A 22651-nucleotide genomic window follows, 5' to 3' on the forward strand; every position below is an offset into this window, starting at 1 on the left:
TTCTTAGCAACTTCCCAACTTCTGCCCGATTTTGAACTCCTTAAGGATTTCTTTAGGTGGTTTTAAAAAACTTACACACCACCTTCCATCAAAAAAAACGCTATAATCCTGCGCATGAATCCCAGAGATTTAGAACTTCGAAACTTACTTCGTAAGGAAGTAACTTATAAATGTACGCAAAGTTCGACTGCATTTGCCGTCTGGGCGATCTTTATTTTCTTCTACTGCTTTGGCTGCACTAAATATGAACTGATCATCAAGCTTTCGATGATTGTTGTCTTCACTGTCTCAATTCTGCGTTTAATGCTGGCCAAGAAAATTAATAAAATTGGCCATGTGAGCGCTCAACACTGGCGCTACATGATCTTCTACGTTTGGATGAATGCACTCGGATGGTCTTTGGCCTTCAACTTCGCCTCATACGAATTGAAACTAAGTGGAATTCATTTTATTGCTGCAACCACGATGCTTGCCGGTTTTGTGGCGGCATCACTGGTAAGTCTTGCCTACGACGCTCTTTTATTTTTACCATTTCAGGGCATTTTATTACTTCCTCAATTGGGAGTAATCGCGGTGCTTTATTATAGTGGCAAACAGGTCGATGCACTTCCCTTGATTCCAATCTACATCATGTACTTCTTGTACCAATTGAGACAATTTAAAGACTACAATTCCCACATAAAGCAAAGACTGAACTACCAACTAGATCTTGAGCACTCTAACCAAGAGTTACAAAGAAGCCAGGATGCGCTTATTTCTCAGACCACAAAACTAGTTCATACTTCTCGACTTGCGGCGCTGGGTGAAATGTCAGCAGGTATTGCCCACGAAGTGAATAATCCTCTCGCGATTATTTCCGGCAGCATTCAGCAGATTGAAAAATTAGTATCACGTGGAAAATTTGATCCTGAAACCATTCTAAGGCTTTCGGCCAAGTCACAAACGTCGATTGATCGCGTGACTAAAATTATTAAAGGTCTAAGACACTTTTCTCAGCAATCAGATTCATTACCTAAAGTTGTGACTCCGATTCAAGATATCATTCACGATACAACCAGCTTTTGCAGTGAAATGCTAAGGGCCCGTTATATCAAGCTTCTCATTGATCCTATTCCAGACGTGGAGATTGAGTGCCATCCGATTCAAATTTCCCAGGTTCTTATTAATCTCATTAAGAACGCTGAGGACGCCTTAGAATCAGAGATTAATCCTGAAGAAAGATGGGTCAGAATTTCGTTCAGACAGGCCAATGAAGTCATCTTTATTCAGGTAAGTAATGGAGGTGCGGCCATTACGAAAGAAGTGGAATCTAAACTTTTCCAGCCGTTCTTCACTACGAAGGCCATTGGGAAAGGAACTGGTCTTGGTCTAAGTATTTCACATGGTCTTATGAGAGAGCATGGTGGAGATCTGGTCTTTGATTCACTAGCAGATAAAACGACATTTATTCTTCAGATACCTAGTTCAACTCACTAAGGCAGCCAGCAAACGCATTTTTATCCTGAAGTAATTCTCTTTGCTCACGCGACTTCTTAACATCTCCGCGTTTTTCATAACATTGAGTCACTTTATTCAACTGATTAATCTCAGTGCTAAGATCGGGACAACGAAATCGTTCTGGCACTGAAGCTCCATGAAGCTTCTCAAAACATTTTTGGTACATGGATGCAGATCCTATAAATCCAGGTCCCGCAGGCATGCAGGACAAAGTCGGGATCACAATTCCATCAATCACAAAATAGATGAGTCTAGATCTAGAGAGAGCAATCGTTGCCGTTGTATCCGAAGCGGTCAGACCAAACTCGGTTACTTTATGAGTTTTGAAGTTCGGTAAACTTCTGGCCGCCTCTTCACACTTACCTTGAGAAAGTAATGATTGAAACCTGGCCTCACTATGATGAGCGCAGGAACTTATCAGGATAAAGAGTAAATATATGTTTAAGGCCTTAGTCATAACAGGAATTGTTTCACACAAAATCAGCACATGAAAGTGCTATACTTTTTAATTTGTGGCGACTTCTCCCCTCATCATAAACAAGACGGCGGATTTCAAGTCAGATTCTTTACAGTTCACACAACGCCCTTTCTTCGGCATGGCATTCTTTCCTCTCACCGCACTCTTAACCAATACTTCGAGAGTTTTATTATTGGCGAGCCTTTCACCCCAGTCCTTACGGTCTCCAAACTTGGGCGACGAAACCATGATATTTGAAGGGGCATGGCAGGCCATACAATATTGCTTATAGACCTTCTCACCTTTGGTGAATACATCAGCAGGTTGAGAATCGATGAGATGGTTAATTTCGGTGGCCCCCGCAGAGGCCACGATTAAAAACATAAGAATCAAAGTTAAGAGTTTCATATTAGTCCTGGTATCCACCGAAGTAGTTTACTGGTGACCATTCAGGAATGGCACGCAGAACTTTAGGGCCGAAAGACTTGTAGTCACCTGAACCATGAACAATCTTCCCTTCAGTCACAGTCATTACAGACTGAATGTTTTTGATTCTTTCTTCAGGGATCTGGAAATAATCTTCCGAAAGAACCGCGAAATCTGCCACTTCTCCAACACTGATATCACCTTTAACCATTTCTTCTCTCGAAAACCAGGCCGCACCTTTAGTCATTAGATACAGTGCCTTTTCACGAGGAAGACCTTCCATATGCTTAAGTCCGCCCACTGTTTTACCACTTACTTTCCAGTACATCGAAACCCATGGATTAAAAGAAGAAACTCGAGTTGCATCAGTACCAGATCCAAGTGGGATACCTAAATCGAGAATGTCCTTAATCGGCGGAGCTTTTTTCGCCTTTTCAGCACCGTAACGATTAATAAAGTCTTCACCCTGAAATGCCATGCGGTTCTGGATTGAAATACCACCACCAAGGGCCTTGATACGCTTTAAGTTTTTCATTGAAATTGTTTCTGCGTGATCAATAATAAATCTTTCAGGAAACGGTCCACCCTCTCTCTTTAGCTCCTCAACGACATTCAGTACGCGATTGATGGATTCGTCGTATGTAGCATGAATACGGAACATCCAATGATTGGCGAAGAGAAGTTTCAAGATGGGCTTCAATTCACTTTCCATATTGGCCGGTAGATCAGGACGTGCTTCAAGGAAATTTTCAAAATCAGCTGCCGCATTAGTTAAGTTTTCACCACCGCCTACTAAATGATAAGGAACTATGTGAGAAAGTTCATGCTTACTCGCAGGCGAGATCATCTTAGTCCAGCGTTCAAAGTCCTGAAGTTCTTTTCCTGGAGTCGGAGCAAACAGGAAGTACGGAAGTTGAACCGGAAGGGCCTTCTCATCGTAAAGCTCTTTAGCAATACGGTGATCCTCCGGGAAGTAGAACCCACCGCCGCCGGCATCAATTGCAGTCGTAAGACCAAAACGACTTAGCTCTCTAAAGAAAAGAATTGTTGAATTTCTTTCTTCTTCACGATTTTTAAGTTTAGGGGCCGCCACTAGAGTCTTATAAAGAATGAACGCACTTGGTTTTGCCAGTAAAAGTCCAGTCGGTTGACCATTCTTATCCAACTCAACCTGGCCACCCGGAAACTTAGTTTTCTTATCGTATCCAAGTGTTTTGAGTCCCACTTTATTTAAGAATCCTCTTGAGTAAAGATACATCACATACAGTGGTTTATCTCCTGCGGCCTCATTCAACTCAGCAAGAGTCGGCATACGCTTCTCTTCGAATTGGTGAGGAGACCATCCACCGACAACACGCACCCATTCACCTTTAGGAGTACGCTTGGCCTGTTCACGAATCATCTGAAGACCTTGCTTCAATGACTTTACGCCATCCCAGCGAAGCTCAAGATTGTAGTTCAAACCAGCTCGGATTGGGTGCATGTGGGTGTCGATGAGACCAGGAATAACGGTCTTCCCTTTTGCATCGATGATCTTTGTATTTTGTCCTTGGAGTTCTAGTACTTCTACATTGGTACCAATTTTATAAAAACGGCCGTCTTTAACAGCGAAGGCCTGATTGAATCCATGTTTATGAGAGAAAACTTTCGCATTTTTAATAATGATGTCTGCTTGTTTTTGGTCGCGATCCTGATGCGTGCAGGCGCCTACCGTCATAAGTCCAAGTGTTAATCCAACTAATAGCTTTTTCATATGTGTCCCGGAAAAAAAATGGACCGGCGAACCGGTCCATTTAATGATTTTGTTAGTATTATTTGCCTTCTTTAGCACCGAACATTTCTTTAGCATAGATCACACCAAGACCGTAACCGCCAGCGTGTTCTTTAACAACACCCATTACGTCGTTGTAAGATTCGCCACGTGCCCAGTCTCTTTGCATTTCAAGAAGGTACTGGATCCAAGTGATTGGGTGAGCACCTGCTTGAACCATACGTTGAACAGCATATTCATGAGCTGGAGTTGATACCCCACCAGAAGCATCTACTACGAAGTAAACATCGTAACCTTCATTGATGGCCGACATAACTGGCATCACACCACACACTTCAGTCCAAAGGGCCGCGATCACCACTTTCTTACGACCTGTTTTCTTAACAGCGTCAGTTACACGATCATCTTCCCAAGTATTCATGGTTGTACGATCGATGGGTTTCTGGTCCGGGAAAACCGCTTGAAGCTCCGGGAAGATCGGTCCTGAGAAAGACTTCTCCGCTACCGTAGTCAGGATTGTTGGAACCTTGAAAACCTTTGCCGACTTTGCCAGACCCGTTACATTATTACGAAGTTCAGCGATATCGATTGAGCGAGTCGCAAATGCCATTTGAGGCTGGTGATCAATAAGGATCAAAGTGTGGTTTTTTGGAGTTAAAAGGCCCGGAGCTGGTTTACCAGCGAAAGCGGCCGAAGAAGCACCAAGAGTTAAAACTGCAGCGAAAACTAGATTCATAAATTTCATATAAGCACCCTCCTAAAGGCGTTGTTTGTTTGATGAAACCAGTATCGTTGAAACCTACAAAAATAATTAGACGGGATTATCTGGAAACATTATGCAATATATTGCATAATCAGATTTATGAATTTAGACGGCATTGATGTATTCGTAAAAGTTATCCAGACTGGCAGTTTCACTGCCGCGGCCAAGGCCCTCAGAATGCCTACTACAACGGTGAGCAGTAAGGTGGCCTATCTCGAGAGTAGACTGGGAGTGACTCTTATTCAGAGAACTACCAGAAAGCTTCAGCTCACCCAGGCGGGAACCATCTTTTTTAAGAGATGTGTTATTGCCCTGGAAGAAATTGAAGCGGGCGAGAACGAGCTTTCTATCGGTAAAACCGAACCTGAGGGAACGCTTAAAATATCTACGGTGGCCGAACTGGGGCATACCATTCTCCCCGATCTCATTCGAGGTTATTTACAGCAATATCCAAAAATGAATATCGAGCTCATTCTTACTCCGAGGGTAGTAGATCTTGTCGGCGAGGGGATTGATCTGGCCATCCGTTATGGCCAGCTGAAAGACTCCAGCCTCAGGGCCAAAAAGATTGTGGACGTGGATTTTTCTTTATGGGCCAGTCCTGAGTATATTAAGAAACACGGTATGCCTAAAAACGGAAGAGATCTCAAAAAGCATACCATCATTCGTTTCACGGCCTGGTCCCCTACTCTTAGATTTTCTCATGATAAGGAAGTTATCGAAGTCGCGACCTCAGCAAAGATTGTCGTAGATGATCTTTCCACGGTGAAAGAATTCGCGGTGGGTGGAGATGGGATTGGCATCATTCCTTCTTTTATGGGTAAACGTGAGGCCAAGCATAAGCACTTAGTTCAAGTGGCATCCGGACTTAGCTGGGGAACAGTTCCACTCTCTTTCGTGTATCCGCCTCAGAGATTCGTCTCGCTAAAGGTGCAATCCTTCATGAACTGGGTAGAAAAAAATAAATCAAAGGTTTTTAATTAAGGAGATTTGAGATCTCGGATTCTTTCGAAAAGATGCGGAGGCAGAAGATTCACAATGAGATCAGCTGAAGTCCGAACCACTCCATCTGTCTCGTATTTATTTTTTAACTCTTCAAAGGCCATTCCCATTGCATCGAGTTCATCAGAATTAAAAAGCAGATGAGCATCTTTAAAAATGACATCTTCTTCGTTATCAATGTGTCCTACAATTTTGGATTGTAAAAGCTCGGCCGTCTCTTTCCACTCCAGATCTGTGTCTTCTTTGACTTGTAATGCCCGAAGATAGGCATCAATCTCAGCATGCTCATGATAGGACTCAATGACTTCTGAGGTGTCCGATTTCAAAGCACGAATTGAATTATAGAGAATCACCTCTTCAGAACGCGAATGAGGAAGGATTAAGTGCTCTAATTGTTCTAATAAAACAAATCGATAATCATCTGCCGGATCTAAGGCGACCAATTCTTCTAACAACTCGCGAATAATGGTGTGATCAATTCTGATCGATCCCAGAATACTCATGATTTTATGGTCCCTCTTTGTGAAACAATTGTCCCGAAAAACAAACTCAACCCCTTAAAACTGTTAGGTTTTAACATTGTAATTTTAAATACTTATTGATTTTAAAATTAAATTGTATACAATTTAATTACGTTCAACACATAAACCTGAACGCTTTTAAAGGAATGATATGAAAACTTTGTATACTGCATCTGTAACTGTTGTTGGTGGTCGTAATGGTGAAGTGAAATCAAGTGACGGCATTTTAAATTTCCCAGTTCGTATGCCAAAAGAACTTGGTGGTAATGGCGGTGCTACTAACCCTGAACAACTATTTGCTGCTGGCTACGCTGCTTGTTTTGATGGCGCTCTTAATCTAGTGGCCCGTAACCAGAAAATTGCAGTTGGTCAGACTTCAATTACTGCTCACGTAAGCATTGGCCCAAATGATAAGGGTGGATTTCAACTTGCTGCTAAACTTCAGGTAAAAATCCCTGGCGTTGAAAGAAATGTTGGTGAACAATTACTGAAGGCCGCGCACGAAGTTTGTCCTTACTCGAATGCGACACGCGGTAACATTGACGTAGAATTGGAACTTTTACCTGCTTAATATATGAAGAAAAAAGAGTTGCCCCAACTTAAACTAAGTAATCAGTTATGCTTTTCCCTCTACTCGCTGGGACTGTCAGTAACTCGCCTTTATCGGCCACACTTAGAAAAGTTGGGGTTAACTTATCCACAATATATCGCCATGTTGGTCCTTTGGGAGAAAGACCCAATTACAGTGAATGAGATCGGTGAAGAACTGAATCTTGATTCTGGAACCCTTAGCCCTCTCCTGAAAAAGCTTGAGTCGTTAGAAGTTATCAGTCGTGAAAGAGATCCCGAGGACGAGCGCAGAGTCATCGTTAAGCTCACTAAGAAAGGAAAGGATCTGAGAAACAAAGCAGAAGAGATCCCTTTTAACATTATGTGCGGGATGGGACTTGATGTGGATAAACTCACGAAGCTGCGTGAAGAGCTTCAGGATTTAAATAAGGCCGTAAAAAAGAGCCTTACTTAGCGCGACATGCACAAAACTGATTTGCTTCTTAGAATATTTTAAGAGGTAAATCATATGAAAAAAATCATCACCCTTCTTTCTCTCACATTATCATTTGCTGCATTTTCTCAAGATGTTCCTTCGACTCCACCAAATGCTTGCTACTCAGGCTGTACTGAAACTCAGCAACGTCTTCTTACTGATTTTGAAACTGTCGGCGTTCTTCCAGATCAGGCCCCTGCTGTTTACAGTGGAGTGTGTAATCATCTTGGAATGTACTCTCCGGACGTAGACCATTACTCGGTGGTTCTTCTTGATCAGCATCAAGGGAAATGGACCTTTGGAAGTATCTTTTCTTTCTTTGCCGAGGAAGATGATTTCAAAAATTGGGACCTGGAAAAGGCGCGTGCTGAAATTTCTCCCTACTGGAAAGAACACAGCACACTTATTGTTGAAGACAACACCGCCAGGGCAGTTGTGAGATATCCAAGTGGCGCTCCTGCCTACATTTACTGGATGAGACAGCATCCAGTGACAAAAGAGCTCCTCTACATCACATACGCTGGGCAGGTGATGATTTCTTTCTGTCGACTTCAGCAGCACTAATACTTGGTCTTGCCGTCGATTTAAGAATCGGCGGCATACGCCAATTCTTAATCTCTTCTGGCTTGGGCCAATATAATCTCGCCGTAATTGAAAAATCTCCTGCAGGAATGGGCAGCCAATTTGATTCCATGTTTTTTCCAGGCGAAATGTTCTGGATATAAATATCAAGCGAGCCATCTCGATTATATTTCAAATTACTTCTATTACCGATGGCATAACGGTTTAAGGCGTTCTTCACCACGTAACCATCTTTTCCATAGACCGTCAGAGACCAGAAGGCCTTCACTGGTGGAAGTTCATTCTTATCAAAATGAAGGACATATCGATTACTACCGTTCAATGGATCACCATGACCATCAATCAATGCCGTCGGATAGACAATATCGAGATCCAGACTTGCTCCAAGACCAGCATAGGCGACCAGAGCGCGTTTAGCGTAATCTGTATCATAACTTCCAAGATTTTTGAGCATGACCCATCCATCTTTCGGGAAGGCCACGGCCTGAATTTCTTTCTCGAATTTCTCTCTTACTGCTCCTGGTATTTCTTCATATTTTCGAAGCTCTCTTGGATTCACCACTTGGGTCGTGAATTTTACTCCAGGAGCAATTCCGTATTTAGCAAATCTCTCAATCGCCGGAGCATCTGCCATTGGAGGTGGATTCTCCAACATGAGTTTATTGAGACGATTAAAATATTCTTCTGTCGACATTTTAAAGACCTGTTCCACGGGAGAATCTTTAGAGGTCAGTCTTTTATCAACTTTACCAGCAGGAGCATGATAGGTTTTCCCATAGGCACTTAAAGGATAAAGCTTCATACCTTTTTGAATCTTTGCAACCACCGTCTGGGCATCTTTTTTCCCTCTCGCCTCGGTTCTTCCTACAATCCAGGCCATATTGGTTGGTGACTTAATGACCTTAACTTCGATGGGAAGATCACCACTCCAGTTGGGGCCAACTATGGCAAACTTTGATTTTCTCGTTCCAGTAGTTCGTTTGCCAGGAGAAGAAAAAATATTCGTCCAACCATCTAAAATGGGAAGAATGTAGTATCGATTTTTAGTATCAGGAACTTCAAGAATCATGGGCTCTTTTGAGAGATCCAGCCAGGCGGTTGAATACATCGTATCAACATTCACTCTTACGACATCTTTAAAACTATGATCTGGAAATCGGCCCGCATGGGCGAATTGATTTATCGGCGCCCGGATTTTTCTCGAGTCTGGACGTGCAACATTGGTTGCATTTTCCCTGGTCACATCCATTAACACTAAAGGGAAACCATATTCATAAGCATCCGCCAGGACTTCAGTCATCGACTGAGATCTGGGTTTGTCTGATTCATGAGCACAGCCTAAAAATAAACAGAAAAGAAAAACTAAGTTTAGATAGTGCATAATGACCTACGGGTTAGAGGCTGTTTGATCAGTTGTTTTTACTTCTTCAAAGTCACCTGGCCTCCAAGTCCCTTTAAAGGCGGCGTCACCTGGACCGTAAATACGAAAGTAAGCGAACCATCCTTTTCCTGGAATTGTTTTAATCCACTTCCCTTCTTTGCCTGCGATTTGTTTCGGGCCAAAATACACATCAACTGTTCCCATGGTCGGAGAATTTTTTAGTTCTACTAATGATCGCAAGGCCGCATTGTTTTGATCGGTCTGAATTAAACTTCGCGTTTCATTATCGTAAACTGTCACTGACCAGAATAACTTTGCGGGAACCGGCATTGGCACAGACAACTTATAAGTTTTGCCGCCATCAAGATATTCGCCCTTATCATCGCGAAGTCCTAGCCAATAAAGAGAACCAGCACCTTCTGTTCTTCTAAACATCGCAGGTGAAGCAATAATCGCCTGGGAAAACCAACGGTCCCTCGCTTCTAAATCAAGACCTGATTGAGTCATGAAATTACCATTTTCCGAAACCAATCCGACCCATTCCCACCTACGATCCTTCCAAACTATTCTGTCAGGTCGCCAATTCGCGAAGGCCGATACCAACATTTGCCTTCTACCTTCTTTGGCCGCCTGCTCAAGAAGACTTCTCATTTTGTTATCTGGCGCGAACTTCTTTCCTTTCTCAATACCCAGGCCGGATAAGAAGCCATACATAGGTTGAAACTCTTGCAGAATTGGTTCTTCATCGATAACTTTGTGAAGTTTATTCCAAAACTCCATGTTGTTTTCCCACTTCAGTAAAGTTCCATCCATTTTTCTTGAAGTAAGATTAACGAACCTAAGAAGCTTAGGATTGGCCGAGGTCGAGAATGGATAGATCTTCACTCGAGTGATCATCTCCATGGCCTCTTTCATATTTCCGTTCTGAGGGATGGCACGAAGGGCAATCAAGACCTTATTCGAAGTCGCTCTTCCGACATGATAATCTGCGGGAATTTCGCCTTTATAATTCGGTGGGAGAATAAGATGCTTTCCGCCCTTACCTGCATCAGGCCCAGGAATTCCCATATCCTGAATCCAATTTTGATGATGATCATTAGCAAGTCCTATAAAGGCACCCGGCGGCAGCTCTACTACCATTGCACCATCTTTCACATCCAAGGCCGCAACAGCGTAAGGAGTATCCATATTGGCAGTAAAAGCAAGGCCAATCGGACTTGCTTGTAAATATCCTATGGCCTCATTGTCATTGACTCCCAAATCACGAAAGCCATTAAAAATTCCTTCTGCTGAAACAGTCGGGTACCAAAAACGATAGGCCTGAACAGCTCGCTGAAAGACTTGGTCGTTTCTGACTTGAGTGACTGTATCATTATCTGGATAACCATTTTTAAAACCTGGTTCATCAGCAGCATGAGATGCAGAAAGTGAAAACAAAAGGAGCAGAAGGAATTTCATAAACACATCCTTGTGAAAGACTGTCTAGCATTCTCAAAAACCGCAAAGAGTCTTGTCACCGTTCACTGCTTATAAGTCTCATTTAGTTGATAAGGTAACCAGGCCGTGAGTTTGCACAGATAGAGTTATTTCTGAATAAAGCTTCGAGATGGTTTCTCTACGAGGCATTCTAGGAGGGAATTATGGTACTAAGTGATAATCTCATGGGCCTCAGTCAAACTTTTACATCACCCGATGTAGTGAGAAGGTTCAGTATGCTTTTGGGTGAATCTGAAGAAAAAACCCGGGCGGGACTTAAAACTGCCATACCTACTCTTTTAATGGGAATTGCAGATAAAGGTGCTACCCCTGAGGGTGCTCAAAAAATCGCAAACCTTGCGGCCAATCATCCTCTTGACCCTAATTCCTCCGCAAATGATTTAACAGAAACAAATCTTCCAGAAGGAAATACCGTCTTAAATGGAATTTTTGGGAGTGGATTGACTCCCATGATTTCCAGACTTGGAAACTTCACAGGACTGAACACTTCTAGTGTGGCCAAAATGCTAGGACTTGCTACTCCACTAGTCATGGGAGTCATTGGCAACAAAGTGAAGAAAGATAATTTGAATGCAGATGGGCTAATGGGCTTTTTCGGACAACAAAAATATGCACTCGCTGGTCTTCTACCCTCCAGTCTGGGAGGAGGTGCCGCCGCAACTTCGGCCAGAGGATTAGGAGTGAGACCATACAAGACAGTTGGAACTAAACGCTATTGGTTTTTTGCTGCTTTGGCAGTCTTAGCAGTTCTTATCGGTTTGTGGTTTAAATCTAATAATACAATTGATCAGATTCCGAAGGCGGCGATTACTCCTACTAGTCCAAATGTTTCTTCCATGCCAGAGACAACAAATGTTCCAGCCGGAACAACTTCTAATACAACTGCGGCCGATTTAAATAGTGACACTGTAAATACGAGCGCAGCGGCCCCAGAGAGAACGGCCGCACCTGCTCCAGCAACAGCTCAACCAACGGCAAAGGGCCAAGAAGCGACTTCAATTGCAGCCTCGGGAACAACTGGTGCTGCGGCATTAAGTGAATTATCCGCGTTCTTAAAGGCCGGGGATGCTGCAGCAGTTCCTAAGAGATTTAGTTTTAAAAATCTCGTCTTTGCTTCATCAGCGGCCAAGCTTATGCCGGGAGCAGAAGCAGAATTGGATCTTATTGCGAATGCAATGAAAGAGAATGGAACTGCCACTGCAACCATCGAAGGTTACACAGACAACTCAGGAAATGCAGCGGCCAATCAAATACTTTCCGAAAACCGGGCCAAAGAAGTTAAAAAGCAGCTGGTCTCACGTGGTATTGCAGAAAACAGGATTACAGCAGTGGGTAAAGGTTCCGAAGGACCAATCGCTCCAAATGAAACAATCGAAGGCCGTGCTCTCAATAGAAGAATCGAATTCGTAGTCACAAAAATAAAATAACAAGCTATGCCGTTCTCATTCAATGAGAACGGCATCATCTCTAAATTTTCCTGAAAATTAATAAACTAAAATATTTTCTTCATCCTTTGTGGCATTCGACCATGACTTCCCGGCGTACGAAAGTATTCTTACTGGAAACATAGGAGATAACTATGAAATCGATTATCGCCTTTCTGCTCCTTCTTACGGTCTTCATTGCTGCACCTAGAGCACGAGCTTATTCCACTATGGATTTGAACTTTAACCTTGGTCCTTCACTAAGTCAGTCTGGTGGTATTTCGGATCTGGGTGACCCAAATATCAACACCGGTTTTGAATTTAACTACTTTTTTAGAGAAAACCACGGACTTGGTTTCTCTTATTCAAATGAATTCGATTTCAATGGAAGTAGAAAATTTCCAGGCATCGATAGTGGCTCAATTTCAACTTTTGATCTTCACTATGCTTATCGCCATTTCTTCACACCTAAGTTTCATGTTCTTTTCGAACCGGGTTTTGGTTGGCAGACTCTCTATGATCAAAGTGGTGACTATTATTGGTACTATGCTTATTATGACGACCTTTCAACTGCACTTATCTTCGATTATAAACTTATGGCCCGCTTTATCTTGAGAGAGTGGGACAAGGACGAGGGGTCAACTGGTTCTTTCTATCTTGGTGCCGGTATTCAGCAGATCTTTTCATATAACGACGAGCTAAATGGAAAAGATATTTCTGGTAGTCGTCTTGCGATGCTTTTTCAAATCGGCTTTGGTTTCTAATAATAAAAAGGCCACCTATTGGTGGCCATTTTTTATTTTCTCGGTCGGATTAATTGATGAAATTTTGCCTTTTTCTTACTCTTCTTAAAAATCTCCAAATCAGATTTTCTCATCTCTTCCAATTCACTGTAGAAGTCCATGTAACTCATCGGTACGCCGTATTTCTTTTCAAAGGCCACATCGCGGGCCTTAAGTTCTACTAAGAGCTTTTCCCCTAGCTGGTTAATGATCGTAACCGTTCTGATCATATTTCTTGGAACTTCTTTTGAGAAATCATCAAGCTTCAGAACCTTCTTCACTAAAGGCCACATAAAGGTACGGCGTACATCGTAGATAATCGTCCCTGCTAAGCGCGACTTCACATTATCTTTTAGTTCGTAATCCTTCTTAACCATCCATTCAAAAATAGCAGTCATGATGGCGTCTTTCTGACGAGATTCACGAGTTAAACGTAAGTCCTGAAACTCTCCCATCAATTCAAAACGCGGATCAATCTCCATGTCACCGGGTTCGTAAGTTTCACCTTCCACCAACTTCAGGCGTTCGATAATACTTTTAGCACCCGCGATCTCATTGGGATAAAAGGGAATTTTAAATTGATTGTCACTCGCCATCTGGAAGGCAACTTGTGAGACCTCTGCACATGACATGGTCTTTGGATCATTGAAATTCAATTCGTAGTCATACTTAATTGGATTTTTCGAATCAATTCGTTCTTGTACAAGTTTGGCCATCTTTTCTGCCGCACTCTTAGCAAGCGATCTATCTTTCGCTCTTAACCAAAGGATTCGGGCGTTTTCGTTTTTTAGCGCATAATCCATGTCGTAGAAGGCGACACCTACTCCGACATAAGACTCAATTGTTTTGAGTTCTTTTGTTTTAGGATCTTCCGCCACCATCACCACGTGACTGAATTGAGTTGAACGTGTTCCCAAGCGAGCAATCATTCCTGAGAGAAAACTCACACCACGAGTAATGAGTAAGTCACCGGGTTCAAGCTTAGGCGAATTATTCGAACGGAATTGATAATAAGGAACGGAATTGTCCCTAATAGGCACAGGCTGATTCTGGAAATCAATTTCCGCCGGTGTGGAGTGAGTCACTTTGCGAGAAAGCTCGAGTAAGTAATCCTCAACAAATCGAAACTGACGAAAGTTTGCCTGCATTTGAATGGCACAATCTTTATCTACTTCATCTAAACGAGCATGAAGTGTGCTTCGAATAAGCCAGGAATTCTTGGCGATCTTTTCAGCGTCCTGAACGGCAGTCGCTGGCATGGCATTCACATCCATGGCATCAATTTGTTTTTCTAGTTCTCTTAAGTAAGGCACACAGTTTTGTGGAAACTGATGGTCTTCAACGTCCGCCAAGATGTTCTCACTTGCTTGCAGGAGATCATCTAGTTTGGGGGGTGATAGTGGCGCACTCGCGGTTCGCCTTCCCATATGCATACAAGATGAGAGGATAAGAACGGACGGTAAAATTAAATGGTATATTTTCATGGATTCCTTATCGGAATCCTCGGGCATTTACGTTAGTTCTGGGCTTAAGTAACTGAAAAAAGGAGGCACCGCTAGGTACCTCCTGCAACATGTATTAGATAATTCTTCCAAGCATCCACAGACCAACCATCATAGTTTCGTTGCGGATATTTCTCTCATCCAACATTCGGATGAAAGGAATAATTGTAAGTGATGGCATCGGTGAATAACCAAGACCCCAGCTCATATAGTTCTTATATCTCTTCAAGAAAAAGAAATCTCTGTGCTTTGGATTGCTCGAATCATTGGTATTTCGGTGTTGCATGTCCCACTCGTGCATCATCTGAGCATTGAACTTGTCATTGATCTGATAGTTAATGAGTGTCGTGAAGTTAATACGGTGACGCTCTTCAGTCGCGTCTTGATTGTAGGCATAGTAACGATAGTTGTTCCACAGGATGATACGCCATTCTGGACGAGGCATCCAAGTAAGGTCATGTTGCCATTCGATTTGAGAGTCAATGTTTTCGTTACGGGATTTTGTAGAGAAAGGAGCACGATGCGTGAAGCGATTGTTGTACTGGAAGGTCGGCGATTTATAAAATGTGTAAAACACACCAAATTGCCAGTCATCCATCACCACAACGTGAGGGTCTGCTGTCGGTCGGAGATCATTCCTATCTCCAATTACCGTACTCACCCTCGGACTCATGAACAGGTTAAAGTTCTGAGTCATTAGATACCTGACGTTGAACGAGTGATACATGGTCATCGGCTCACGCTTCTTACTCCCATCATCCTCGATCTCGTTGTCGTCCCATTTTTTAATTGATGGGCCGAGAGTCTCACTGAAGTAGTTGATCTTAAATTTCTCTCTAAGACGTTCGAGAGAAAAAGGAGATAACGACGTCGATGAGGTGTTGGTCGCAGATGTCGAGGTCGTCTGGGCAAAGACAGCTCCAGAGCTCAACAAGAGGATCAAAAACAAATTTTTCATTTGATATACCCATCTTTAAAAAAGTTAATGTTCACTTCTTGTATACACGATTTCAATTATTAGAAAGTGCTTTGTTAATTTTTTTTAAGTTCATAACAAAATCTTCACACTTGGTGCCAGAGTGACATCAGAAGGCAAGAAAAATTCCATTTGAAGTAAGAAAAGTCAGGCTAGACAAAATGAAAAATGGCCTTTTTAACACCGAAAAAAAGGGCATGATTTCATGTAGATGGAGCACTAATAAAAATTCTGGTCTAAACAAACCCATTTCAAGGGTGACAGTCCCGCTCACCGATTGGTATGTAGCTTTTGAAATTTTTACAGGGGGTCTTGTTTGAAATTAATTAGCCTAATTGCGCTTATGGGTCTTTCTATCTCTGCTTTTGCCCAAGAGATTAAGCTTAACCCTTTCCAATGGACCATGACAGATGTTGCCTCTCGCGGTCTTACTAAAGAAGCTCTCTTCAAAGGTATGGATACTGAGTTTGTAAAAACCAACAGCTCTATTTGTTCAAACCGTGCTCTTATGTGGGCCAATGATTTTAAACGTGATCACAATCTAGATACCGGTAAGATTTTTATCTTCTTCACTGAGAAGAAAAATGACGACGTTAAATTTAAAGTTTGGTGGTACCACGTTGCTCCTGTTATCAATGAAAGCGGCAATATTTGGGTAGTAGATGCTGGCTTCCAAGGTCGTAACGGCATCAACGAGCCAAGAACAAAAGAAGACTGGATGAAGTATTTCAACCAGGGTCAAGTTTGTCGCGAAATTAAGCCGAATGAAACTGAGTTGATTGAACTTATGTTCTCTCAACAGACATATCCGAAATACACTGCGTACGGAAATCATCCTTGTTACTACATGATTGTTCCTCACACTATCTGGACACCAAATGTTCTTGCTCAATCTCTATTGGGTAAAGATTCTTCTGGTAAGCCAGTTCGCGTTGAGCGCCCAGCAATTGTAGAAAGAGAACTAATGGAAGCTTGTGTTGAAGCTGCTTCTGGAAAAATTGGTCGTGTTTTCGGTTCTAGTAAAAAGAAATGTGAAGAATACGTGGCTAAATAATCTACTGGCCCCTGGAGTTACTTAAAAAACTCCAGGGTCCTTTTCCACGCATCCGCCGCCGCTTCCGCATTATAGACTTTTCTCTCTTCACAAAAAAATCCATGATCGCCTTGTTCGTAGACCACAATTTCGTGGGGAACGTTGTCTTTAGAAAGTGTCTGACGAATAACATTTATATCTGACTCCGGGATGCTCGCGTCTTTGCCTCCAAAGAAGAAAAGTGTTTGCCCTCGAATGTTCTTCAATTCATCTAAGAAAGGGTGAATATGAAATCCTTCCCGAGGTCGAACCATTCCTCCACCATAGAAGGAGATCATGCGTTTAATACCAATTTTCGTCGCTCCCAGAGCGGACATAAAGCCACCCACACAAAAGCCAATAGAATACACCTGACTTAAATCGGCAGTGGGAAGGTCTTCTAAAAATCTCAGAGTCCCATGAATGTCTTCTATGATTTGTTCATTCGTAAGTTTCCCTAAGAGCGGGAAGATCGCCTCACGATTAGCATAATCCACTGTAATCCTTCTCCCCTCTCGGTGATAAAGATCAGGTGCCACTGCCATGAAACCTTCCTGAGCAAGTCTTTCACAGACATTTTGAATGTGATGGTTCACACCAAAGGCCTCCATGAAGACCAAAACCACGGGAGAATTAGTTTCAGGCGAAGCAACATAGAGATCAAAGGGGCCAGTGGGAGTTTCAATTGTGAGGAAGTTTTTAGAAATATTCATGCAGAAGATAATAGCGGAAAAAAAAGAGGGGGACCAAGTCCCCCTCTATCATAAAGCTAAGCTGCTTTTTTATTCTGTTGGTCAGTGCGGAAAGCATTGATATCCACGACGTTACTACCTTTATTGGCCATTAACTTGGCGTGGTTGATTGCTTTTTGTTCTTTCTTCGTCAGCTTCTTTTTCTGACCACCGTGTTCATGCTTCTTACTCATACGTACCTCCGGATAGAGCATTTCGTCTCATCACGAGAACTTAAAATCTTATCGACACTTCAGATTTATTTCTTGAGCAAACAACTCAAGAAGTTAATATTTTCGAGCACTTAACTAAGGCTTTAGAACTAAATACACCAAATATCTTACTCCTTGCAAAAGCCGATGGCGTCTAATTTAAAGCATAAGAATATGCGCCTGATATAGAGAGGAGTATGATGTTTGGGAAGGAAGATTATATGGATCAAAATCCAGTTGATAACAAAGTAGATAATTCCATCGCGGCCATTTGGTCGATGATGCTTCCTGGTCTGGGCCAACTTTTGAAAGGTCAGATCATGCCTGGTATTTTCTGGGCGCTGCTAGTGGGTTTTGGCTATTTCGGTTATTTCTGGCCTGGTCTATTTCTTCATGGTCTCTGCATCATGGATGCCGCATTTAACAAAGGCGAAAATTCTTGGATCGGCTTCGACACCATTTATAAAAAAATCGGTTTCGCACTTCTCATACTCGCCTTGTTGGCCTACATCGTAATCAGAAATTTCTAAACATATGGTAAAGACCTCCTTAACAAGTGAGGTATTCCATGAAGTTTCTTGCATTGGCCTTTATGTTACCGCTTTCAGTCTTCGCGCAAACGATTACGCTTCAAGATTTTAAGTATCCCGTTCAAGACGTTTTGACTCTCAAACTAAGCAAAGAAGAACTTTTTAAGAGCATGGATCTTTCTTTGATTAAACCGAAAGATTCCATTTGCTCGAGTCGTGCCCACATGTGGTCATTTGATTTTAAGAAAAAGTTTGAAGTAGATGCTCCGAAGATTTTTTTGTTTTTCACTCGTAAGAATAATCGTCATGGTCAATTCACCTGGTGGTATCACGTGGCACCGATGGTGAATGAGGGCGGAAAACTATGGGTCATGGATAAAGGTTTTCCTAAAAAGATCACCTCTCCCCTTCTTCGTGATGAATGGATGAAAAACTTTGTGGGCGATAAATCGGTCTGCAAAGAAATTAAACCGGGTGAAGATGATTTGGTTGATCGCATGTTCAGAGAGGCCTCTTTCCCGGTCGAGACACAGTATGGCAGTCATGACTGTTATTACAAAATCACACCGGCCGGATATATGACTCCAGGAAGTGTGGCAAAACATATTCTTGGTAAAGATGAAGATGGCAGACCCGTCAGCTTCAATCGCGATGAGATGAATTTGAATGAAGTTTATAATGCCTGCCTGGAGGCCCACACTGCACCTTGGGGTTGGGCAGTAGGTGCGGGCCAACAGGCATGTAGAAATTTTGTCTGGAACTAATTCTTAGAACGCAAGTGTGGTGTACTGACAACTACGCCAGCTTTCCCACGGAGAAGTCTCAGGACTCGAAGTATAATCTCGATTCAGTCCCGGAAGCACCAATTGAATTTTTGGTGCTTCCGTCATTTCAATAATCATTCGCATAGAAGCTCCTGAGTATTGCTCGAAAACTTTTCGATCCTCATTCCATTTTGCTGTTCCAGGATCTACTGAATGACTGTCCCCTACACCAGGAAGTTCCGGTGAAAAGACCCATGATTCATTCTTCGACATATGGGCGAAGCCCAGTCTCAATACTTCTGACCAAGAACGATTAGAGATGTCATTTTTTGCCATTTCAAAAAGAGTCTTAAACTCCAGAATTTGTTTTTCATCTAAGTCATCCAATAACTTGAATAAAGCGTATTCATTCACTTCCCATTTCTCGAAAGTAAGATCTAGTAGACGACGATACAGCGGAAGAACTTTTGAATCGTTGGTGGCCAGCATGTCCCAATTTCTAAATTCATCAGCATTAAGATACTTTTGAATTTTTGGAAGGAAGAATCGCGCGTCCACTACTTTACGATCACATTGAATTTTTTTGAAGGCCTCTGGATCTTCATGATCTTTTAGCATTTCTTCGATTCGATATCCGCGAAATGAATAACTGTATCCGCGACCCCCGTAAAAAGCAGCATCACTTGGCCAGTGACGATTGTTGGCGGAATATACGTACTCTCTTTTTGGCCTTAAAACCTGAGGGCGATTTTCAACCGGAAGGAATTCTTCGTTTTGGATTTCCGCCAGAGTTCTCTCGCTGATGCCGTAAGGATTCTTACTGCGATCAAGGTAGGTTTTCCCAATGAGATGGTAACCAATGTTTCCTTTGGCATCAGCGAAAACAAAGTTCCAGGAAGGAAGTCCGATCTGAGTCAGAAGTCCATTCATTTCATCAACGTTATTTACCTTATAGAGATCGAACATCGGGAAAATTTCTTCCGGCTTCAATGAGAACCCCGACCAGCGAAGAACTAATTTTTTATCGGAATCGGTTTCTAATGGAAGAATTCTTTGACCGGTCTTTAAACGTTCAAAGCTTTTGAACATAAAGGGAACTTTAAAGAACCAGATCTTGATCCATACCGTAGGTCTGATCGTCTCGACATCAGAATCTTTTGCGTCTTTAGCAAAGAAGACATCCGCTGCATTTAAATATGAGTTTGTGAGGCCCCAAGCGACCTTTCCATTGGTTCCACTCACAATGACCGGAACACCTGGCACACTGGCCCCCATGACTTTCCCTTCCGGCGTCTCAAGCTTAATCCAATACCAGAACATAGGTGTTTTTAAATCAAGGTGTGGATCATTGGCCAGAATGGCATGACCAGTCTTTGATTTCTTTGCACTGATCGCCCAGTTGTTTGATCCAGATTCAACTCCAAAGACACTTGGAAATTCCGCCCAAAGTTTTACATTTTGATGAGTGGTCGAGGTGGTCTTAGAAGTTTCTTTTTTTAAGTACTCACCTTCTTTAAGAATCGTACTCTCCCAGGGCATGTGATCTTCATCGAAAAGCTCTTCTGTGAGATTTCCCCATTTGGCCTTTACTTTTTCTTCTTCATAATCCCGGAAGAAAGTTTTGCGAGTTTGATCGAATGATTGAAGAAGAAGAATGAGAACTGTATGTTCAGGTTTCCATGGTTCCGGTTCATAACCTTTATCTTGAAACTCTTTGGCCCTTTTCCCTTCTATGAATCCGGCATTGGCGCCTTCAGCATAAAGTTCTAAAAGTCTTTTTCTGTCGGCCGGAAATTCACTCCACAGTTTATTCGCGAGCTCCTCTAAATTAAGAAGTCTCATCATGAGGTCAGAGCGGAGTTGAGAGAATCCTAGTACCTCAGAGTTTCTCCCTTGACCCACTCTTCGGAAGTAGTCCATTTCCCAAGCGCGGTCATGAGCATGATGAAAGCCAAAGCAGTAAGCGGCCTCATCCTGATTCTGGACCTTTTGATGGGGAATATTTAAGTCTCCGAAGGTCGCCTTACATTCATAAGTTGCGGCGAAGGCAGATGAGAGGAAGAAACTCAAAACGAGATACAGCATATTACTCCAGTCGAGAACGTAATTGGTCGATGAAATATTGTTTGATATTGGGAGAGATGAAATCGTAGTCGTTTAAGATTTCTACTTCGATCTGATCAATGTCTTTAGAAGTCAGAGTCTGAAAAACCGGTCGGCCTTTCCAGCCGTTGTTCCACATCTTATCAGGATACTTGATGGGAGAATAGGATCCGGCCCTTACTCCCAGATACATTAGCTCCGCAATTTGAATGGCACCGGTCTTTGCAATACAACTTTTTAAATCAAGATCGGCAACGTCCCGATCATCTTTACTTCCCCCGCCCAGAAGAACATATCGTGAGTAAGGCAGCAGTGTTTCCACAATGCAGGTTCTTCTCTCGTGCCTTCAGGGAAGTTGGTGCAGAAATCAGTTTTAAAAGGGCGAACATTGTCCGCCCACGCAAAGCTTGAAATTAGTAGAAGAAAGAAGAATGTTTTCATGGCATCTGAACTTTAAATAAAGCTCCCGCTCGAACAATATCACCCTCTTGTTGCTCATTATAAAGACCACAACCAACCAGAGTATTGCCCTCGAAGTAGAAGTCGCCTTTTAACATCATATAGTGAGCGTTCATGCCAGATCCGAGTTGATGAGAGACCCAACGTGGTCTGAACTTCTTGCCACTGGCCAATTGCTTTGGAGTAATGACATGAATCCATCCTCCATTGTTGAGAACGAGATTACCATTATGCCAGTGAGCAATGGCCTCTGGATCGATTACTCCGGCGCGAACATAATCATAAGGAGATGTTTTAATAACTTTTCCCTGAAGATTCATTGTGGCCACGCCATTGAATCCACCTTCGCGAGTTCCCGTCACCACCACCAAGGCATTCGTTCCATCAAACGTAATGGAAACAGCGTCACCGCCATCAACTTCATTTAAAGTTGAAGTCCATGCAACTTCTCTGCTCTTGGTATTGAATGCAGTGACAGTTCCGCCACCGTGAACAACGAGGATTAAATCTCCCGCTTTGGTCATCGAAATGTTTTTATCCATCTCAAAGCCTTCAATGCCTGATCCATCTTTATTCATTTGAATAAGAGAATTGCTGGCAAGGACCCAAAGCTTATCACCATCACGGATAACACCTCTAAGACGAACATGGTTTTCAAAAATTAATTGGCCTTCAAGATTCTCTAGCACATTGTAACGAGTGAGGAAACCGTCAGTGAAAGAGGGAGCTGACATCATTTTGCAAACGTTATCAAGGTGAGAGGCTTGAACCGATAATGATACTAATGCGGAAGCAAGAGCTACACGCCACATAGAAGGACTCCTTTCCTTAGTGAATGTCCTAAAATTCTATTGCTTCGATTATTAAGTGGCAAAGAACAGATTCTTACAGGAAAATGTCAGAATGAAGACCATTCTCATCCTGTTGTTTCTCGTGAGCTGCTCACAAGTGCCTACAAAAAAAGGCGATGATGACGTCTCTCTTGATGCGGCCCTAAACCAGGCCCAAATGTCTTACTTAAAAGGCTGTGTAGACGCCAAGAAAGAGCTTAAAATCCCAGAGGTTTTTGAGGGCTGTAGGGACAAGTCACTACTTTACCGTCAAGAACTTGAAGAGATCATGGGGCAAGGCCTATAATTGGATTAACAAGGGGC

At 42.6% G+C, this 22651-nt stretch carries 25 protein-coding genes; 11 read left to right on the forward strand and 14 right to left on the reverse strand.

The genetic code is table 11. The features are described 5' to 3' along the window. Positions 1-114: 114 nt before the first annotated feature. On the forward strand, positions 115-1476 hold the full coding sequence (locus SOO65_RS19200; protein ID WP_321394367.1) for a sensor histidine kinase: 1362 nt from the start codon (positions 115-117) through the stop codon (positions 1474-1476). On the opposite strand, the gene SOO65_RS19205 is transcribed toward SOO65_RS19200, so the two are convergent. From SOO65_RS19205 to SOO65_RS19220, 4 genes are read right to left on the reverse strand one after another with little or no spacing between them, the layout of a single operon-like run. Beyond that, the gene (locus SOO65_RS19205) at positions 1460-1954 is read right to left on the reverse strand and encodes a hypothetical protein (RefSeq protein ID WP_321394370.1); all 495 of its coding nucleotides are present in this window, start codon (positions 1952-1954) and stop codon (positions 1460-1462) included. The genes SOO65_RS19200 and SOO65_RS19205 overlap by 17 nt on opposite strands. A 48-nt stretch (positions 1955-2002) precedes the next feature. Continuing rightward, positions 2003-2362, reverse strand: coding sequence for a c-type cytochrome (locus SOO65_RS19210; RefSeq protein ID WP_321394373.1), 360 nt, complete (start codon positions 2360-2362; stop codon positions 2003-2005). A 1-nt stretch (position 2363) separates the two neighbouring features. Next, positions 2364-4133 (reverse strand): amidohydrolase, encoded by a 1770-nt coding sequence (locus SOO65_RS19215; protein WP_321394377.1) that lies wholly within the window; start codon positions 4131-4133, stop codon positions 2364-2366. Between the two features lie 58 nt (positions 4134-4191). Continuing rightward, complete coding sequence (locus SOO65_RS19220; protein WP_407677026.1) at positions 4192-4887, reverse strand: hydrolase; 696 nt, start codon at positions 4885-4887, stop codon at positions 4192-4194. 126 nt (positions 4888-5013) lie between these two features. Between SOO65_RS19220 and SOO65_RS19225 the strand changes: the two genes are divergently transcribed. After that, positions 5014-5898 carry a LysR family transcriptional regulator gene (locus SOO65_RS19225; RefSeq protein ID WP_321394383.1) on the forward strand — a complete coding sequence of 295 codons (885 nt, stop codon included), beginning with the start codon at positions 5014-5016 and terminating at the stop codon, positions 5896-5898. Here the strand turns inward: SOO65_RS19225 and SOO65_RS19230 are convergent. Next, positions 5895-6419: a hemerythrin domain-containing protein gene (locus tag SOO65_RS19230; RefSeq protein WP_321394386.1), complete on the reverse strand. Its 525-nt coding sequence runs from the start codon at positions 6417-6419 to the stop codon at positions 5895-5897. The genes SOO65_RS19225 and SOO65_RS19230 overlap by 4 nt on opposite strands. A gap of 169 nt (positions 6420-6588) precedes the next feature. Here SOO65_RS19230 and SOO65_RS19235 point away from each other — a divergent pair, with 169 nt between their 5' ends. The 3 genes from SOO65_RS19235 (at position 6589) to SOO65_RS19245 (ending at position 8046) form a co-directional block, all read left to right on the forward strand. Then, a complete protein-coding gene (locus SOO65_RS19235) occupies positions 6589-7008 on the forward strand; it encodes an organic hydroperoxide resistance protein (protein WP_321394388.1) in 420 nt (139 codons plus the stop codon). A 141-nt stretch (positions 7009-7149) separates the two neighbouring features. Next, on the forward strand, positions 7150-7461 hold the full coding sequence (locus tag SOO65_RS19240; protein ID WP_407676975.1) for a MarR family winged helix-turn-helix transcriptional regulator: 312 nt from the start codon (positions 7150-7152) through the stop codon (positions 7459-7461). A 54-nt stretch (positions 7462-7515) separates the two neighbouring features. Then, positions 7516-8046, forward strand: coding sequence for a hypothetical protein (locus SOO65_RS19245; protein WP_321394393.1), 531 nt, complete (start codon positions 7516-7518; stop codon positions 8044-8046). Here SOO65_RS19245 and SOO65_RS19250 read toward each other — a convergent pair. Beyond that, a complete protein-coding gene (locus tag SOO65_RS19250) occupies positions 7994-9445 on the reverse strand; it encodes a DUF1254 domain-containing protein (protein ID WP_321394395.1) in 1452 nt (483 codons plus the stop codon). The two genes, SOO65_RS19245 and SOO65_RS19250, sit on opposite strands and share 53 nt — an antisense overlap. 6 nt (positions 9446-9451) lie before the next feature. Continuing rightward, on the reverse strand, positions 9452-10903 hold the full coding sequence (locus SOO65_RS19255) for a DUF1254 domain-containing protein (protein WP_321394397.1): 1452 nt from the start codon (positions 10901-10903) through the stop codon (positions 9452-9454). Between the two features lie 182 nt (positions 10904-11085). On the opposite strand from SOO65_RS19255, the gene SOO65_RS19260 reads away from it, so the two are divergent. Together SOO65_RS19260 and SOO65_RS19265 are read left to right on the forward strand one after the other, a co-directional pair. After that, positions 11086-12369, forward strand: coding sequence for an OmpA family protein (locus tag SOO65_RS19260; protein WP_321394402.1), 1284 nt, complete (start codon positions 11086-11088; stop codon positions 12367-12369). Positions 12370-12521: 152 nt separating this feature from the next. Continuing rightward, a complete protein-coding gene (locus SOO65_RS19265; RefSeq protein ID WP_321394404.1) occupies positions 12522-13130 on the forward strand; it encodes a hypothetical protein in 609 nt (202 codons plus the stop codon). Between the two features lie 32 nt (positions 13131-13162). On the opposite strand, the gene SOO65_RS19270 is transcribed toward SOO65_RS19265, so the two are convergent. After that, positions 13163-14575 carry a hypothetical protein gene (locus SOO65_RS19270; RefSeq protein WP_321394406.1) on the reverse strand — a complete coding sequence of 471 codons (1413 nt, stop codon included), beginning with the start codon at positions 14573-14575 and terminating at the stop codon, positions 13163-13165. 151 nt (positions 14576-14726) lie between these two features. Then, positions 14727-15608, reverse strand: coding sequence for a hypothetical protein (locus SOO65_RS19275; RefSeq protein ID WP_321394409.1), 882 nt, complete (start codon positions 15606-15608; stop codon positions 14727-14729). A 334-nt stretch (positions 15609-15942) separates the two neighbouring features. Between SOO65_RS19275 and SOO65_RS19280 the strand changes: the two genes are divergently transcribed. Continuing rightward, on the forward strand, positions 15943-16680 hold the full coding sequence (locus tag SOO65_RS19280; protein WP_321394411.1) for a protein-glutamine glutaminase family protein: 738 nt from the start codon (positions 15943-15945) through the stop codon (positions 16678-16680). Positions 16681-16697: 17 nt separating this feature from the next. Here the strand turns inward: SOO65_RS19280 and SOO65_RS19285 are convergent, their stop codons facing one another. Next, positions 16698-17411, reverse strand: coding sequence for a dienelactone hydrolase family protein (locus tag SOO65_RS19285; RefSeq protein ID WP_321394421.1), 714 nt, complete (start codon positions 17409-17411; stop codon positions 16698-16700). 56 nt (positions 17412-17467) lie between these two features. Continuing rightward, positions 17468-17623: a hypothetical protein gene (locus SOO65_RS19290; RefSeq protein ID WP_321394423.1), complete on the reverse strand. Its 156-nt coding sequence runs from the start codon at positions 17621-17623 to the stop codon at positions 17468-17470. Between the two features lie 239 nt (positions 17624-17862). Here SOO65_RS19290 and SOO65_RS19295 point away from each other — a divergent pair, with 239 nt between their 5' ends. Beyond that, a complete protein-coding gene (locus SOO65_RS19295) occupies positions 17863-18171 on the forward strand; it encodes a DUF5683 domain-containing protein (RefSeq protein WP_321394425.1) in 309 nt (102 codons plus the stop codon). Between the two features lie 38 nt (positions 18172-18209). After that, complete coding sequence (locus tag SOO65_RS19300; protein WP_321394427.1) at positions 18210-18935, forward strand: protein-glutamine glutaminase family protein; 726 nt, start codon at positions 18210-18212, stop codon at positions 18933-18935. Between the two features lie 3 nt (positions 18936-18938). Here SOO65_RS19300 and SOO65_RS19305 read toward each other — a convergent pair whose 3' ends face one another. The 3 genes from SOO65_RS19305 to SOO65_RS19315 all read right to left on the reverse strand — a co-directional run bounded on the left by SOO65_RS19305 (position 18939) and on the right by SOO65_RS19315 (position 22309). Continuing rightward, positions 18939-21020 carry a penicillin acylase family protein gene (locus SOO65_RS19305; RefSeq protein WP_321394430.1) on the reverse strand — a complete coding sequence of 694 codons (2082 nt, stop codon included), beginning with the start codon at positions 21018-21020 and terminating at the stop codon, positions 18939-18941. Between the two features lies 1 nt (position 21021). Next, positions 21022-21360 carry a hypothetical protein gene (locus SOO65_RS19310; RefSeq protein WP_321394432.1) on the reverse strand — a complete coding sequence of 113 codons (339 nt, stop codon included), beginning with the start codon at positions 21358-21360 and terminating at the stop codon, positions 21022-21024. Positions 21361-21475: 115 nt separating this feature from the next. Further along, positions 21476-22309: a PQQ-binding-like beta-propeller repeat protein gene (locus SOO65_RS19315; RefSeq protein ID WP_321394435.1), complete on the reverse strand. Its 834-nt coding sequence runs from the start codon at positions 22307-22309 to the stop codon at positions 21476-21478. A 91-nt stretch (positions 22310-22400) separates the two neighbouring features. Between SOO65_RS19315 and SOO65_RS19320 the strand changes: the two genes are divergently transcribed. After that, positions 22401-22634, forward strand: coding sequence for a hypothetical protein (locus SOO65_RS19320; protein WP_321394438.1), 234 nt, complete (start codon positions 22401-22403; stop codon positions 22632-22634). Positions 22635-22651 lie beyond the last annotated feature (17 nt).

The organism is Peredibacter starrii, from assembly GCF_034259205.1.
Classification (GTDB): domain Bacteria; phylum Bdellovibrionota; class Bacteriovoracia; order Bacteriovoracales; family Bacteriovoracaceae; genus Peredibacter; species Peredibacter starrii.

Coding starts and splice junctions, on each gene's coding strand:
- SOO65_RS19250 (WP_321394395.1), bottom strand. CDS start 9,445: ATGCACTATCTAAACTTAGTTTTTCTTTTCTGTTTATTTTTAGGCTGT.
- SOO65_RS19285 (WP_321394421.1), bottom strand. CDS start 17,411: ATGAATATTTCTAAAAACTTCCTCACAATTGAAACTCCCACTGGCCCC.
- SOO65_RS19200 (WP_321394367.1), top strand. CDS start 115: ATGAATCCCAGAGATTTAGAACTTCGAAACTTACTTCGTAAGGAAGTA.
- SOO65_RS19245 (WP_321394393.1), top strand. CDS start 7,516: ATGAAAAAAATCATCACCCTTCTTTCTCTCACATTATCATTTGCTGCA.
- SOO65_RS19225 (WP_321394383.1), top strand. CDS start 5,014: ATGAATTTAGACGGCATTGATGTATTCGTAAAAGTTATCCAGACTGGC.
- SOO65_RS19275 (WP_321394409.1), bottom strand. CDS start 15,608: ATGAAAAATTTGTTTTTGATCCTCTTGTTGAGCTCTGGAGCTGTCTTT.
- SOO65_RS19240 (WP_407676975.1), top strand. CDS start 7,150: ATGTTGGTCCTTTGGGAGAAAGACCCAATTACAGTGAATGAGATCGGT.
- SOO65_RS19220 (WP_407677026.1), bottom strand. CDS start 4,887: ATGAATCTAGTTTTCGCTGCAGTTTTAACTCTTGGTGCTTCTTCGGCC.
- SOO65_RS19235 (WP_321394388.1), top strand. CDS start 6,589: ATGAAAACTTTGTATACTGCATCTGTAACTGTTGTTGGTGGTCGTAAT.
- SOO65_RS19305 (WP_321394430.1), bottom strand. CDS start 21,020: ATGCTGTATCTCGTTTTGAGTTTCTTCCTCTCATCTGCCTTCGCCGCA.
- SOO65_RS19205 (WP_321394370.1), bottom strand. CDS start 1,954: ATGACTAAGGCCTTAAACATATATTTACTCTTTATCCTGATAAGTTCC.
- SOO65_RS19265 (WP_321394404.1), top strand. CDS start 12,522: ATGAAATCGATTATCGCCTTTCTGCTCCTTCTTACGGTCTTCATTGCT.
- SOO65_RS19290 (WP_321394423.1), bottom strand. CDS start 17,623: ATGAGTAAGAAGCATGAACACGGTGGTCAGAAAAAGAAGCTGACGAAG.
- SOO65_RS19300 (WP_321394427.1), top strand. CDS start 18,210: ATGAAGTTTCTTGCATTGGCCTTTATGTTACCGCTTTCAGTCTTCGCG.
- SOO65_RS19315 (WP_321394435.1), bottom strand. CDS start 22,309: ATGTGGCGTGTAGCTCTTGCTTCCGCATTAGTATCATTATCGGTTCAA.
- SOO65_RS19230 (WP_321394386.1), bottom strand. CDS start 6,419: ATGAGTATTCTGGGATCGATCAGAATTGATCACACCATTATTCGCGAG.
- SOO65_RS19260 (WP_321394402.1), top strand. CDS start 11,086: ATGGTACTAAGTGATAATCTCATGGGCCTCAGTCAAACTTTTACATCA.
- SOO65_RS19295 (WP_321394425.1), top strand. CDS start 17,863: ATGGATCAAAATCCAGTTGATAACAAAGTAGATAATTCCATCGCGGCC.
- SOO65_RS19215 (WP_321394377.1), bottom strand. CDS start 4,133: ATGAAAAAGCTATTAGTTGGATTAACACTTGGACTTATGACGGTAGGC.
- SOO65_RS19320 (WP_321394438.1), top strand. CDS start 22,401: ATGAAGACCATTCTCATCCTGTTGTTTCTCGTGAGCTGCTCACAAGTG.
- SOO65_RS19255 (WP_321394397.1), bottom strand. CDS start 10,903: ATGAAATTCCTTCTGCTCCTTTTGTTTTCACTTTCTGCATCTCATGCT.
- SOO65_RS19210 (WP_321394373.1), bottom strand. CDS start 2,362: ATGAAACTCTTAACTTTGATTCTTATGTTTTTAATCGTGGCCTCTGCG.
- SOO65_RS19270 (WP_321394406.1), bottom strand. CDS start 14,575: ATGGGAAGGCGAACCGCGAGTGCGCCACTATCACCCCCCAAACTAGAT.